This is a genomic window from Nostoc sp., from assembly GCF_036917235.1.
In the GTDB taxonomy this organism is placed as follows: domain Bacteria; phylum Cyanobacteriota; class Cyanobacteriia; order Cyanobacteriales; family Nostocaceae; genus Nostoc.
On sequence record NZ_JBALDU010000023.1, the window covers coordinates 1 to 13,706 of the forward strand.

13 protein-coding genes and 2 pseudogenes are annotated in these 13,706 nt (G+C 41.6%); 6 read left to right on the forward strand and 9 right to left on the reverse strand.

What is annotated here, in order from left to right; genetic code table 11:
- Positions 1-269 precede the first annotated feature (269 nt).
- The gene (locus V7K44_RS07940; RefSeq protein WP_099103407.1) at positions 270-518 is read right to left on the reverse strand and encodes a helix-turn-helix domain-containing protein; all 249 of its coding nucleotides are present in this window, start codon (positions 516-518) and stop codon (positions 270-272) included.
- 278 nt (positions 519-796) lie between these two features.
- Here V7K44_RS07940 and cobJ point away from each other — a divergent pair, with 278 nt between their 5' ends.
- The 4 genes and pseudogenes from cobJ to V7K44_RS07960 all read left to right on the forward strand — a co-directional run.
- Complete coding sequence (cobJ, locus tag V7K44_RS07945) at positions 797-2,521, forward strand: precorrin-3B C(17)-methyltransferase (RefSeq protein WP_442940670.1); 1,725 nt, start codon at positions 797-799, stop codon at positions 2,519-2,521.
- A complete protein-coding gene (locus V7K44_RS07950; RefSeq protein WP_334930288.1) occupies positions 2,475-2,789 on the forward strand; it encodes a hypothetical protein in 315 nt (104 codons plus the stop codon). The genes cobJ and V7K44_RS07950 overlap by 47 nt, the downstream gene beginning before the upstream one ends.
- A 553-nt stretch (positions 2,790-3,342) precedes the next feature.
- A complete protein-coding gene (locus tag V7K44_RS07955) occupies positions 3,343-4,389 on the forward strand; it encodes a glycosyltransferase family 2 protein (protein ID WP_334930290.1) in 1,047 nt (348 codons plus the stop codon).
- 46 nt (positions 4,390-4,435) lie between these two features.
- Positions 4,436-4,594: pseudogene (locus tag V7K44_RS07960) on the forward strand (ISKra4 family transposase); the annotation flags it as partial.
- A 61-nt stretch (positions 4,595-4,655) separates the two neighbouring features.
- Here V7K44_RS07960 and V7K44_RS07965 read toward each other — a convergent pair.
- On the reverse strand, positions 4,656-5,018 hold the full coding sequence (locus V7K44_RS07965) for a ribosomal maturation YjgA family protein (RefSeq protein WP_334930292.1): 363 nt from the start codon (positions 5,016-5,018) through the stop codon (positions 4,656-4,658).
- Between the two features lie 404 nt (positions 5,019-5,422).
- On the opposite strand from V7K44_RS07965, the gene V7K44_RS07970 reads away from it, so the two are divergent.
- A complete protein-coding gene (locus V7K44_RS07970) occupies positions 5,423-5,779 on the forward strand; it encodes a hypothetical protein (protein ID WP_334930294.1) in 357 nt (118 codons plus the stop codon).
- Positions 5,780-5,876: 97 nt separating this feature from the next.
- Here the strand turns inward: V7K44_RS07970 and V7K44_RS07975 are convergent, their stop codons facing one another.
- The 3 genes from V7K44_RS07975 to V7K44_RS07985 all read right to left on the reverse strand — a co-directional run bounded on the left by V7K44_RS07975 (position 5,877) and on the right by V7K44_RS07985 (position 9,463).
- Positions 5,877-6,224, reverse strand: coding sequence for a cupin domain-containing protein (locus V7K44_RS07975; protein WP_334930296.1), 348 nt, complete (start codon positions 6,222-6,224; stop codon positions 5,877-5,879).
- Complete coding sequence (locus tag V7K44_RS07980) at positions 6,221-9,115, reverse strand: glycerol-3-phosphate acyltransferase (RefSeq protein ID WP_334930297.1); 2,895 nt, start codon at positions 9,113-9,115, stop codon at positions 6,221-6,223. Before V7K44_RS07980 ends, V7K44_RS07975 begins: the two co-directional genes overlap by 4 nt.
- Before the next feature lie 177 nt (positions 9,116-9,292).
- On the reverse strand, positions 9,293-9,463 hold the full coding sequence (locus tag V7K44_RS07985; RefSeq protein WP_334930306.1) for a hypothetical protein: 171 nt from the start codon (positions 9,461-9,463) through the stop codon (positions 9,293-9,295).
- A gap of 205 nt (positions 9,464-9,668) precedes the next feature.
- On the opposite strand from V7K44_RS07985, the gene V7K44_RS07990 reads away from it, so the two are divergent.
- Positions 9,669-10,634, forward strand: coding sequence for an SGNH/GDSL hydrolase family protein (locus V7K44_RS07990; protein ID WP_334930299.1), 966 nt, complete (start codon positions 9,669-9,671; stop codon positions 10,632-10,634).
- Positions 10,635-10,644: 10 nt separating this feature from the next.
- On the opposite strand, the gene V7K44_RS07995 is transcribed toward V7K44_RS07990, so the two are convergent.
- The 4 genes and pseudogenes from V7K44_RS07995 to V7K44_RS33130 all read right to left on the reverse strand — a co-directional run.
- Positions 10,645-11,598, reverse strand: a complete 954-nt coding sequence (locus V7K44_RS07995; RefSeq protein ID WP_334930301.1) for a lysophospholipid acyltransferase family protein — start codon at positions 11,596-11,598, stop codon at positions 10,645-10,647.
- 35 nt (positions 11,599-11,633) lie between these two features.
- Positions 11,634-11,984, reverse strand: a complete 351-nt coding sequence (locus V7K44_RS08000) for an anthrone oxygenase family protein (protein WP_334930302.1) — start codon at positions 11,982-11,984, stop codon at positions 11,634-11,636.
- A gap of 438 nt (positions 11,985-12,422) precedes the next feature.
- Entirely contained in the window at positions 12,423-13,484 is a 1,062-nt protein-coding gene (locus V7K44_RS33125; RefSeq protein ID WP_442940669.1) for an alpha-amylase family glycosyl hydrolase, read from the reverse strand.
- A pseudogene (locus V7K44_RS33130) lies at positions 13,461-13,580 on the reverse strand (alpha-amylase family glycosyl hydrolase); the annotation flags it as partial. The pseudogene V7K44_RS33130 and the gene V7K44_RS33125, both read right to left, overlap by 24 nt.
- Positions 13,581-13,706 lie beyond the last annotated feature (126 nt).

Here is a 13,706-nt window from a genome sequence, read left to right on the forward strand (position 1 = left end):
CTCAGTTGCACTCAATTTAATAAATCCTCAACATTTAAGAAACTGGTTTGCTAGTTGCTGCTACTGTACCTCATAACAGCCGTAAATGCTGTATTCGTTCGTACCTACTGGATCGAATATTGCATTACCTTGAATTCCAGCTTGATCTGAAGCCTTGATGTGCAAAGGCATTCTAGTGAGAGTAGTACTAATCTCATGCCATTCGTTTTGGTATTGGGTATTAATTATTGTATCTGCTGCGTTAAAGTCAACATATTGAATAATGATTATTATGTCTCCTTTTGGTATTTCAACAGTTCTTTGATAAAAGCAAGCGGATCGATTTCAAGAACTTGGGCAACTTGTAAAAATTCAATCACGTCAAGACGACGCTCTCCACGTTCATACTTTGATACATAAGATTGTGGAAGCTCTAGCTTTGCTGACAACTCTGTTTGAGTGAGCTTTGCAGCTTTCCGCGCTTCTATAAGTAACTGGCGAAACCGATTGTAATCTTCGCTGAAAACTGATTTAGGCACTTTAGCTTGCCTTTTTCTGGCGATGGTTTATTCGATCTCGATGAGAGTTATTACATATTGCTAAACTCAGTTAAATTCTAAAACCTAATATAGGATAAACCCAAAATAGGTTTTTAACAGTTATCCTGAAAACAGGAAGCGCGTAGGCGTAAGCGTAGCCTCTCCAAGAGTTGCCCTTGGTAGACAAATTCCCCAAGCTTGTAAATATGAAGTCGCTACATGTCTAAATCTGTGGTTTCATTTGAAGGATATCAAATTTTGCAAGATATCTATTTATGATGATGAATGTTGCACCTGCCATTGTAATACTAGGTCAAAATAGCGTGACAGTAGCACGCAAGATAATCAGCGTCTTACCAGGGGCAACACTATACGGTTTAGAGGGCCGCACATCGGAAGTTGATGTCAGCTTTACAAATTTTGGCGAGACGCTACGCGAGTTATTTGTCCAGGGAAGGCCGCTGATTGGCATTTGTGCTGCCGGCATTTTAATTAGAACGTTAGCTCCCGTAATCTCGGATAAACGACAGGAACCACCAGTGCTAGCTGTGGCTGAAGATGGTAGCGCTGTTGTCCCTCTTTTGGGCGGACTTGGTGGAGTAAACGATTTAGCGCGTCGCATTGCCGAAGCCCTGGATGTCAAACCTGCAATTACGACCACAGGCGATTTACGTTTAGGCACAACGCTATTATCTCCTCCTCCTGGATACCATTTAGCCAACCCAGATGATGCGAAAAAATTTATTTCAGATTTGCTAGCTGGGGCGCAAGTTAATCTCGAAGGAATAGCACCTTGGTTGAGCGATAGTAAATTACCGATAGATTCCAAGGGAGATTTGACCATCCAAGTTACAGAACGTTTGGTGACTCCTACAGCCAACTGTCTTGTCTACCACCCAGCAACGATCGCGATCGCAATTAATGGCATGATTGATGATGCAGTTGCTTTAGTACAACAGTTACTAGCTGATGCCAAACTAGAAAAAACATCAGTCGCCGGGATATTTGCACCCATCGCCGCCGCTGCCAATCCCACAATCCATACCGTAGCTAGCGCCTTAAAAGTGCCCACCCGCTTTTTCACCCCAAATCAGCTAGAAAGTCTACTTTCACAAGGTTATAGCCCCGCCCAAGCCGCAGCGATTGCCGCCACAGGCACATCCCCTTTATCTTCCCCTTCTCCCCACATTGCGATCGCTATTGCCCCTCAAGTAATTGACCCCAACACCATCGGTCAGCCACGCGGACGGTTAGCGATTATTGGCACGGGCCCTGGTGATTCGTTGTGGATGTCTCCCGAAGTAAAGGAGATACTCAAGTCGGCAACTGACCTAGTGGGTTATAAAACTTATTTAGATTTAGTTGGTTCTCTGGCTGATGGCAAGCAACGGCATGAGTCTGACAACCGCGAAGAAGAAGCACGAGCAAAGATGGCCCTAGATTTGGCTGCATCTGGACGATATGTAGCTGTAGTTTCATCTGGCGACCCCGGTATCTATGCAATGGCAACAGCGGTTTTTGAGGTATGCGATCGCTACGCTAAACCGGAATGGGACAGTATCGACATTCATGTAGCCCCAGGTATCTCTGCAATGCAGGCAGCAGCAGCAGCCATTGGTGCGCCTCTTGGACATGACTTCTGCGCTATTTCTCTCTCTGATATTTTGAAACCTTGGTCTGCGATCGCCCAACGAATTGCGGCTGCTGCTGAGGCTGATTTCGTCATTGCTTTTTACAATCCTGTTTCTAAAGAGCGTACTTGGCAACTGGCAGAAGCGAAAAATATTTTGCTACGACATCGAACACCAGATACACCAGTAGTATTGGCCCGGAATCTTGGTCGGCCAGGACAAACGGTAAAAGCGATCGCACTTGAGCAGTTAACGCCAGCAAGCGCTGATATGCGGACAATTATTCTTGTTGGTTCCACAAAAACCCGAACCATCAAACGCCGCGATGGTAATATCTGGGTTTATACGCCGCGTCGCTATACCGAATATTAGGCACGATTGGCGCTGTCACCAAAGAGAGCAAAAAAGGCAAGATAAGCACTTTTTTAAAGCACTCAAAGATGAAGGTATGGGATTTTGCATTTTCTGTAATGCCGCGATGTCTAGCGACAAGCCGCAAAGCGTCTACGCTACGCTTTATGCTTTAGAAATAGGACAAATCAAGCGAGTTGGAATTCTTGACTGGGATGTACATCACGGGAACGGAATACAAGCAGCCGTGGAAAATGTGCCCAACATTACTTTTTGTTCAATTAATTAATCACCAGACTATCAACACACAGGAAAATCTGAGGAATATGCATAGAAGTTCCCAAAAGCGTGCAACAGCAACTGGTACATCGTCAAAATTTTGATTTTTCACAACAGCAGTCACAGTTGTGTTACGATACAACTCGTGTATGTAGTTCATTCAAAGGAAAATCCCAATATATTTTACCTACCTGCAATGTAAATAAGTAAAAGCCATTGATGATTACGCTATGAAAAAATAAATTATTATCAAACAGAATACATTTATCAAGAGTCAGAATTTATTCTAAATTCTGTACAACTAGCGGATGAATCATCAGGTTTAAGAATATCCCAAACCAAGAAAATTTGGTGATGCAAGAATTCATTAGTGGGTCTAAATCCCCGATTGAGAACGAAGCTCCTTCTCTACCAAAGGCTTCTCTTTCAGAGACGCGAACGCGAACGCCAAGGAATCCTTAAGTGTCTTGATTCTGACTTCTGAATTTTTACTTCAACAAACTTTCTTTGGAATTTTAACATTGTAATCTAAGCATATAGTGATTAGTCAGGAGTTTAGTTCCATGAATCCTAAAGTCTCTGTAATTATCCCTGCCTACAATACTGAAGTTTATATTAAGAAGGCAATAGAGTCAGTCTTAAATCAAACGCTCACTGAGCTTGAAGTTATCGTTGTAGATGATGCTTCAACTGATAAAACTGTAGAAGTTGCTAATAGTTTTACCGATCAACGTCTCAAAGTGATAGTTAATCCACAAAACCTTGGGGTTTCTGCTGCGCGTAATCTTGCTATCAGAGCAGCCCAAGGAGAATGGATTGCTGTTCTTGATTCAGATGACTGGTATGCTCATGAAAGATTAGAAAAGCTTGTGTTGCTGGCAGAACAAGCAAATGCAGATATGATTGCAGACGATGTTTATTTTATCAAAGATGGTGCAACATCTCCTTGGAGTACATTGATTCAAGAAAGTGGAGAACATATAGATAAAATTCTCCAAATTGATATCGTTTATTTCGTAGAGACTGATGTCTATGGCAAAACAGGGCTGCATCTTGGTTTAAGTAAGCCTATGTTCAAACGAGAATTTTTGGTTAAACACAGCATTGAGTACGATGAAACCCTAAGCATAGCTGAGGACTTTTGGCTTGACATGAAATGCTTAATTAATGGCGCTCGCTTTTTTCTAGTGCCAGAACCCTATTATTTCTACCGTTCACGCTCTTCTTCTCTTGTACGTGAAAGCCCATTTAAACGTCTAAATCAATATTGCATAGCTACTTGTTCTTTCATGCAGCAAAAAGTTGTGAAAAAAAATCCAGCTTTAATGCGTGCTCTGTCTTATAATCTTATAGTTTACAACAGAACTTTAGCTTACTATCAAGTTTCATTCTCTATCAAAGAAGGAAAATGGTTATTAGCATTGAGAGAACTCACTAAAAATCCGAGCTTTTTTTATGATTTTATTTCTAAATTTAACGATATTATCAAACGTCGATTTCAATACTATGTTATGGGTAATGAATTAGTTTTTGAAATGCTTTATAATATCCAGATAAAACGAAGAAAACCAATGCATCCCAGTTTTTATTCTCCCAGCGATACTAAATAAGTAAGACTAAAAGATTGTTACAGAAATATGAGGTAAGGGAGTAATTGGACAACCCTGTGACTGGAAAGGTTATAAAGCTGTACGTCTTCGCAACTTGGCTGCGATCGCAGCCAAGTTCCAAGAAAATAATCTTGTAGTCAATTGGGTTAACAGTCAAATCATAGCTCCTATACTAACCTGTATTGGAGATGGATATGATGGAATTTAGAATACTATTCGTGAATTTACTCCCCCTATTGAACGCCGCGAAATACTCGATCGAGTAATCATGTTCTATTTTCCAACCATAGGACTGTTATGATACCTATTGCATAAGCAATAATATCTTTCCAATCAAATACACTTCCCAAAGCAACAGCCAGAATCTTGTATTTTTGTAATCCTAAATTATTTACAAAATTAAAATATTGCAAAATCTCGATTGCACAAGAAAAGGCAAAAACCGATAAAGCGACGATGGATGAATGTATATTCAAAAAAGCTTTGACAAAGCAATAAATTAATATAACTACTAAAACATCACCGATAAAAGGACGAATAAAACTATCATTTATAAAAACAGCAATACATACCTCTATTAAAAATAGTAAAAGTGTGAGGTAAAAATATTTTTTATTGAAGATAAACATGGCAATTAATAACGCTCAAAAAATACCTGCTTTGACTATCAAACTCTTTAATTTTTGATAGACTGTGTTGAAAATTCTATTATTACTGAGTAGGTTTCCAAATGACAATGGGATATAAAACTCTTTGTCTACCAATAAACTTCTCTGTTTTGCCTTCCCTGTAAGAGCTTCTGCCTTCACGTTTCGGTGTTTCGCGCAGCTTGTAGCAACTTCTGTCTTCCCTCTAAGAGCTTTTGCCTACACACCAATAGGATATTTTTGAGTTGGAAGTCCCTTGGTATTTCAAAACGCGATAAATCCCATCTCTACATCTGGATTTTGGGCTATTCCTGATACACATTTACTTGCACTGTAAGATTTAATCGGATAATCTGAGCAATCGAGATTGTTTTTCAAGAAAACCAATGAACAAATTCATACTGAGTTTGCTTTCTTCTCCAGTGCTGATTAGCTCTCTTCTCTCTATGGGAGTAATGCTGAATCACGCACAAGCTATGGAGCCAGAGCCAAGAGCCAAAACCACAGATCGTCTATCTTGTATACGCAATAAACATAAAGTGGGTTTAGTATGTGCCAGAGCTTCCGTATTGGCTCAAATTCCTAACTATCAACGTGAAATAGAGTTTTCTCAAGAAGATGCTCCCATGCTGGAGTTCAATGATGAAGAGAGCAATGTGGCAATCGACTTATTTGGCTGTGATTGTCCTGCTTGTATAAATTCTTTGCGTCAGATGCGCGGGGCGATACCCTTGGTATATTAGAATTTTGCAAATTTATCTTTGTTTATAAGTAATATCCGCAAACTTTTATGAGGGCACAACATGGTTATGCCCTCACTGTATCTTGTATTCAAAATAATTACGCTGATTTTTCGACTCGCAAACCAAAATATGTCAAAACAAGTTCGGTTGAGCCATTATTGACAACTTCGTGTACTTCTCCCGGTTCGATGGCTACGCAGTTTCCCGGAAGCAAGGGGTATTCTGTACCATCAATGTGAATTACTCCTGAACCAGCTTCCACAAAAAATACTTCGCACATATCTTGATGCGCGTGTGCTGGTGCGGTTTGTCCGGGAGCAAAACGTGCTTGAGAAAAGTTAGTTAGGTGAGGTAAATCGCCGAAGCGTAACATCACCTTTTTCTTGATTTCGGCATTGTGAGAAACTGACTCTTCAGGCAATTCTTTCAGGGAAGTGGTAATCATTGGGGTCTTAAATCATTAGATAATTCCACAATACCCCTAGACCCATCAATCCTGACTCGTTGACCATCTTGCAATATCCATGTAGCACCGCGAACATCCATCACTGCGGGAATTCCATACTCACGAGCAACGATCGCACCGTGAGAAAGTCTTCCTCCAGCTTCGGCAATTAATCCTCCAGCCCTTAATAACAATGGGGCCCAGCCGGAATCTGTGTAAGGTACTACCAGAATCGTATCTCGATCGATGTCTGGAATCTCTTGTAAATTTCGCAACACTTTCACCCTACCTTCGGCTTGCCCATGACTGGCTCCAATACCTTGTAAAATTTGGTCAGAGTAAAGTTCAGAGGGAGCTAACGGGTGAGGAGGTGTATGGCCGTAGACTAAAAGAGGTATTTGAATAATCTCGCTATCTTGTACAAATTGCGATCGCCTAAATTGTACTAACTTATCTAACTGCTCTATGAAGCTGGAATCTTCATCCACAATTAGACGCCGCACTTCATCAAAGTTGAGAAAAAAGATATCGCCTGTTTGCCCAAGTAAACCAGACTCTAACCAAATCTTCTCTAAAGCCACAAAACTCCAACGCAATTCAGCTAAAAGCCGGGAATAAACTTCGGTGACTCGTCCTTTGATATCTACACGGCGTTGCACAAAAGAACGTTTGCGCTTACTGGCAAAGATACTATTAATCGCGTCTTTAGCACCTGATTGTGGTTCGTTCCCCTGCATTAACTGCACAAACATCTGCTGAATCATCTGGGGATTTTCCCGCCAAGTGGGAACGGAGATATCGGTTCCGACTTCGCTTAAGTAGCCATAATCTTGAAGCAATTCGTTAAATGCTTGGAGGATTTTCTCTCCTTCGGGGGTTTGCTTTAATTGCTCAAATACTTGCTGTGGCTCAAACTCAACCAATACCTGCTTGGCATCTGTAGCTATTGCACTGAGCGATCGCAATGCTGCTACCTCTGGGGTGACGCTATGATCGATTTGCTTATCCTTTACCCGAAAAATTGCCTGTCTCAGGGCGGCACTCAAGGGAGCTAAAATGCTGTAATACGTCCCATGACGCAGCAACTCCAGAATAAAATCAATTCTTGCCAACAACTTGGCTGGTTCCAAGCTATCTATATCTGACTGCGCCAACTGCGACAACCCAGGAATGAATCGGTTGTGATAATCTTCCTTGAAGTCCTTTTCTAAACTTAATTCCCGCTTCAGCAACTTCCCTAGTCCTGGCAAATTTTCCCAAGTTGACTGCAAGGAGGGTTTACTTAATTTAGCTCCTCTGGTTAAAAATTCCAGACTTTCCGGCGGCAATCCCATACGGAGAAAAATATCTCCTAAGAGGGACGCATTAAAGTAGGCTCTAGAATAGTGCAGAGTTGCTGTTTTGGCGAAATCTAATCCCAAAGCGCGATCGCCTAAAACTAAAGTAAAAAATTCTCCCCAAACTCCACAAGTTAAGGGACGATTAATTGACCATGTTAAGGGGTGAATTACTCCGGGAATCACTTCAGCAGCGATTTTACGTGTCCACATGGGCAACAGAGTGGTGATCGGTCGAGATTGCAACACCCAAAGCGTTTGCCCGTCATAACTCCACTCGATATCTTGAGGAGTGCCATGATAACGTTTTTCGAGTCGGTAAGCTAAATATGCAACTTGCTTAATTAATGATTGTGGGACTCGTCCTTGACCCTCTAATTGTACAGAGTAAGAATTTTCTGTTTCAACGACAAAAGCGCGATATTGTTCTGGTGTGACTTTTCCCGAAACAACTTGCGTCGCGCTGCCTGGAAGGGCTTCAATAATGATCGCATCGCCTTGTTGGGTAATGGGATCGCGGCTGAAAGCAACACCAGAATATACACTCTGGACTTGTTGTTGAATCAACACAGCCATTGCTGTATCATTTAAGCCGCGATCGCGCCGATATTGGACAGCAGATGGATGGTTGTAGGAAGCTTGAACTTGAGCGATCGCTTCTTGTAATGCTTCTGAGCTAGTAACATTTACAACTGTTTCATACTGTCCAGCAGCAGAAGCTTCTTCTGAGTCTTCTCCAATAGCGGAGGAACGCACCACCAAGGGGGATAATTCTGATGGCTGAAGAAATTCTGTTAACCCTTCTGGATCGTCGATCGGTGCTAGTACCCATCCCTTCGGCACTGGATAGCCCCAGCGCTTAATTTGAGATAATGTTGCCGCCTTTTCTCCGACTATGGCAGCATTTAACTCTTCATCTAGAGAAACCATTGTGCGCTCGCCGCGTAAAAATTCCAACATCGCTTGTGATTCTGTTTGTGCCTCTTGGGCTGGCAGTTTCATATCATCAGGAATTCTGGTGTAAATCCAGCCCATTAAACCAGCTAAGGCCACAGCCGCAAGTATTCTGGGAATATCGCTCAGGTGCAGAAGTGCCACAAACAAAGGAAAAAGCAGCAAAACCCCAAATTTGACTATCTTTCTTGATTGCAGAATTGTAAAAGTAATACCTGCAAAGAAAGATACAAATATCGCGACAAGTGGATCGTGTACGACAAATCCCCAGACAACATTTGTCGTACCTGCTCCTTTGCCTATCCAGTATCTACCGATTACCAGAGCGATTAGGGCAAGCAATTCCCAAGACGATCCATCTGGGAAGAAAATGCGGGTGAGTAAGACTGCCGCAACTCCTTTAAATGCTTCTGACAAGACTGCCAGAATTCCGACAATTTTACCGCCATGATAAAAGGCAGCTGATACACTAATATTTCCTGTACCAACTTGTGATAACTGCTTCCGTTTGAGGGCATAAGTTATCCATGCAATCAGGGGTAATCCGCCCAAAAGGGGGCAGAGAATTAAAATAACTAAGATACCCCAAGGTTCAAACATTTTGGATTTTGGATTTTAGATTTAAATTTTCCATCTAAAACCTCAAATCTAAAATCTAAAGTTTTTCTGAAATTTTTGATGGTTATTAGGGGGGCTTTTATTTATTAGCTGCTAAATGGACACTTGGCTAAGACGGAAACCGTTTAAGACAAGTGTCCTTCTAGACTACTAATGGTTTTAGTTTAGCGCATAGGCAGCTTGCAGCGCCCAGATGACCAGAGCAGCTATCGATCCCAAAAGCAACACGGTAGAGATAGTGACTACTTTTGGGGAATCTGCTCCCTTAAATTTCATAATTCCGCGATTTAAGTCGGACACAGCTTTGTAATCCTCTCTTTTTTGGGGCATGAAATATTTGTCCGTTTTGATTGTAGTCCTTCTATTTGCGGATGACGTTAAATTCACTTTAAAAATTTAGGAGTGGGTTAAGGAAGAGGTGACAGGTGATAGGGGGGAATAATCTGTACCCTCTAACCTGTACCCTATTCCCTTCTTCAATGCCCAATCCCCCAGTATCATTGAAAAGCAACTCAGTATAAGAGGGTATGAGTAGGTGAAAATAGCACTGAGCGTAATTTTGGCGGTGGTTGTGGGATTGTTTTTAGTAATCGAAATCGGACTGCGATCACTGTTTGGTTTTGGTAATCCCCTGATTTATATTGGCGATGAGCAGATTGGTTATTTGTTGGCTCCTAACCAGCGTACCCGTCGTTTTGGGAATCGCATTGAAATTAATGAATATTCTATGCGAGGTAGTCCGATCAAAAAGCTACCAGCACCTACTGGGCTGCGAATTCTCCTCTTAGGTGATTCTATTGCTAATGGTGGCTGGTGGACAGATCAGACTAATACAATATCTAGTTTGATGATGCGTTCTTTACCATCATCCACTAATAGTAATTATCAGGAAGTAGAAGTGCTAAATGCTTCAGCTAACTCTTGGGGGCCAAGGAATGAATTAGCTTATTTGGAGAAGTTTGGCACTTTTAACGCGCAAGCAGTGGTGTTATTAATTAATACCGATGATTTGTTTGCAACTCCTCCTACTTCTTTACCAGTCGGACGCGATCGCAATTATCCCGATCGTAAACCTCCTCTGGCATTAGTGGAAGTGTGGCAGCGTTACATCGTCAAGCAAAAGCCAATTCCTGAACTACAAGCCGTGCAAAATGAATCAGGCGATCGCGTGGGGATTAATCTGGAGGCGATCGCTAAAATTCAAGCCTTGACTCGCCAAAACAACAGCAAATTTTTGCTGGTGATGACTCCTTTGCTACGAGAAATTGGTCAACCTGGTCCCCGCGATTACGAAATTAAAGCACGTCAGCGCTTGAGTGATTTTAGCAAAGCACAGCAAATTAACTATATAGACTTTTTACCGAACTTCAATTCAACTACCAACCCCCAAGGTTTGTTTCACGACCACATTCACCTCAACTTACAAGGTAATAAATTTGTCAGTGAAGTTATGGAGCGATCGCTTTTGGAAATATTAGGAGATTCGTCACTTCGTCACTAATATTCGTGTTTTAGTTAGATTTCTGAGTATCCCTAACCAAATTATTTAACTCTTCCTGCATTTGACTTTGAACTATTTCATAACAAGTATTCACATAGTTACGATCTCTAGCTGCATCTTGACCATATCTTTCAAAAGTAATTGGATGACAGACACGAGTGTGAATCTGCACAGGTAGAGGAATATTTGGCAGAGGGCCAATAGACAAGCCCCAAGGCAAACCTAAGTAAATTGGGAAAACTCCAGGGTCTATTTGATATAACCACGGCAATCCCCACTGATGCAATTGTTTGACGAAATCATAGCAATCACATAAGACTATCAAGCTATCATGAGCGCCTACCGATATTACAGGAATAATCGGAACTTCTTGTTTTAAAGCCAGCTTGATAAAGCCCTGATGATCGGCAAAATGAATTTTATAACGTTGGCTATGAGGACGAAACATATCATATTGTCCTCCAGGATATACCAGAACGCTAGCACCTCGTTCGAAAGCCGCGCTAGCCATTTTGGGATGTGCAACAATTGCTCCGAATTTCTGGGCTAATCCTGCTATTTCTGGACTCACTTTCCAAGCAGAAGGGTGCATTAAACCATACACCAAACGCTCGGTTCCAAATCTAGAAAACCAATCGTACATCATCATTATTAAATCTGGAGAAGCCATTCCCCCATTATGAGATCCAACCAGTAGTACTTTTCCTTTTGTTGGTATGTGATGCCATCCATCAGTTTTTACTTGAAAGTAATAACGGTAAAACCATTCCCATACAGGCATCAGTAATTCAATAAACTGAGCATCTCGCTGTGTTAATGACTGATGAATCTTTTTCGAGAATTCTGATGTTAAAGTATTGTCAGTGCTGACAGAAATTTTCTCTACCTGTTTTGGAAATTCCATAATTAGTCGCCCATCTTCCATCACTCTTGCAAGTATCTCTGCAACTGCTCTAAATTTCATTACCAACCAAAGGGTATCATACGTATTTATAATTCCTATTTCACCGTGCGATCGCACAGTCCGAGTATAAGTGCTGCCGCAAATGCCGCTATTGTCCGAACGTGGTTCCAGAACGTCCAGTTGGTAAGGTATCTAGCCCATAGGTTCGCGCCTTCAGTGCTGTCTGGTTTAGCGATCGCTAAGGCATCATTCAGCGGCACATTAAACGCGATCGTTACTAGAACGGTACCAATGAGATACAGGAGGCTACCGATAAGCAAATAGGCAGCGCCAGGTTGATGCCACTTTAACACCGAGGAAACCGCTAGAAAGATGCAAGCCGCAGCCGTTCCGAAGAGTGCCAACATGAACAACGGATTGATCGCAGTGATATTGATGGATTGCATAGCGATAATGCCCTCCTTTGGCTGGAGTCGTGCAAGAGCATTCATCACGAAAGTTGAGAAGGCAAAGAAGACGCCAGCCACCAATCCGCAGCCTAGTGCTGTGAAAAGCGTCAAAGGGAAGCGCAAATTGTCAAAAATTATCATAAAGCCTCCTGTTAATTACTGCCCAACGCCTTGTTCGCAGATGGTGTTATGTCACAATACGTTGGGTTAAAGGTTATTGGTGTAGATGATTGGTCTTTCAAGACGCGATAAATCGCGTCTCTACAATCTGGGTTTTGGGCTTATCCGATCGGACATGATATTATTTTATTTGCTGTTGCTCCCACAGCTACTCTTATTACTGCGTTGTGACGCAAGCAGTTTGTTTGACGAGCGATCGCACTGCTTGCGACAATGTATTTATAACCTTTTGACATTAACGAGCTACAGACTACATTACTGTGAATTTGAAACAAATATCTTAGCTGTATAGCTTGGCAAGTCAGTAACTAAACCATCCTCTCCAGATTTTACTTCTTGATTACTAACCCAATCTCGCCAATACTCAGCAGTTGGAAAGCCTGAAATTTTATATTGATTTAGATTTTGGTCGGAAAAATTTGCCACAACAACGACATGAGAATTCTGCTCATCCCAACGGCTGTAAGCCAGCACTTTCTCAGCTGCATTTTCGTAGAAAAACTTAATATTGTCACTTTGCAAAGCTGAAGTTTGCTGGCGTAGAGCAATCAGCTTTTGATAATACTCAAATAAATCATGATTTTGACCGTTTGACAACAAAGACCAATTAATCTTGCGTGGCTTAGTCACATCTTCGCTTTTTTGCTGGTATTCGCCAAACTCTTCTCCCATCCATAGCATCGGTATACCCATCGCTGTCATTAACATAGCAGCAGCTAACTTAGCTCGTTCAAATGCGGGTGTGTCAAAGATGCCGCAATTGCCTAATTCTCGTAATACACGTTCGCGATCGTGGGTTGCCAAATAATTAATTACATTGGTTGCGATCGCATAACCCTGCTGTTTGGGATCTAAAATCTGCTTGAGTTGTTCTAATTCAAATGATTTCCCACAAATATATGGAACTAGAAAGTAGCGAAAACTCTCATGCCAACAAGCATCTAATGGCCCATCTGGCTTGACTACAGTGCTTGTATCGGGAATGTGTTCAGCAATGTTATAAAACTGTTTGGGCGCAGCATGGTTTTTCGCTTCCTTAGTCAACCAGTTGAGAAATTCAAAGTTAGCCAATTGGCGCACTGCATCAAAGCGAATTCCATCAATGTGATACTCCTGAATCCAAAACTTTACCACATCGCCGATGTATTCCCATGCAGGTTTAATATTTAAGTTTTTGTCGTAATTATCATAGTTAAGCTCTGGCCCCCAGTAATTATCTGGGTCTTCAGGATAATGTTTATGTTCGTAATACCAGTAATTACGATCAATTAGTATTAAAGGGCATTCTTCATCTGTATGGTTATAAATTCCATCCATAAATACGCGAATGCCTCTACCATGACACTCGTCAATAAACCGCTTTAAATCTGCTGTTGAACCGTAACTAGATTCTGTAGCAAAGAAGTGGCGAACTTTATAGCCCCAGTTATAATCACCAGGGTATTCATTACAGCACTTGCGTCTATTATGAGGTACACTAGATTAAAATATAAATCCTTTTAAATGAAGTCCTACTCTGTCGATCTTCGAGAAAAAATA

Bases quoted from the DNA above. Each gene is read 5' to 3' on its own strand.
- V7K44_RS07975 (WP_334930296.1), bottom strand. From the start codon at position 6,224: ATGATTACCACTTCCCTGAAAGAATTGCCTGAAGAGTCAGTTTCTCAC.
- V7K44_RS08000 (WP_334930302.1), bottom strand. From the start codon at position 11,984: ATGCAATCCATCAATATCACTGCGATCAATCCGTTGTTCATGTTGGCA.
- V7K44_RS07970 (WP_334930294.1), top strand. From the start codon at position 5,423: ATGAACAAATTCATACTGAGTTTGCTTTCTTCTCCAGTGCTGATTAGC.
- V7K44_RS07980 (WP_334930297.1), bottom strand. From the start codon at position 9,115: ATGTTTGAACCTTGGGGTATCTTAGTTATTTTAATTCTCTGCCCCCTT.
- V7K44_RS07955 (WP_334930290.1), top strand. From the start codon at position 3,343: ATGAATCCTAAAGTCTCTGTAATTATCCCTGCCTACAATACTGAAGTT.
- V7K44_RS07985 (WP_334930306.1), bottom strand. From the start codon at position 9,463: ATGCCCCAAAAAAGAGAGGATTACAAAGCTGTGTCCGACTTAAATCGC.
- V7K44_RS33125 (WP_442940669.1), bottom strand. From the start codon at position 13,484: ATGGATGGAATTTATAACCATACAGATGAAGAATGCCCTTTAATACTA.
- V7K44_RS07950 (WP_334930288.1), top strand. From the start codon at position 2,475: ATGGTAATATCTGGGTTTATACGCCGCGTCGCTATACCGAATATTAGG.
- V7K44_RS07965 (WP_334930292.1), bottom strand. From the start codon at position 5,018: ATGTTTATCTTCAATAAAAAATATTTTTACCTCACACTTTTACTATTT.
- V7K44_RS07995 (WP_334930301.1), bottom strand. From the start codon at position 11,598: ATGAAATTTAGAGCAGTTGCAGAGATACTTGCAAGAGTGATGGAAGAT.
- cobJ (WP_442940670.1), top strand. From the start codon at position 797: ATGATGAATGTTGCACCTGCCATTGTAATACTAGGTCAAAATAGCGTG.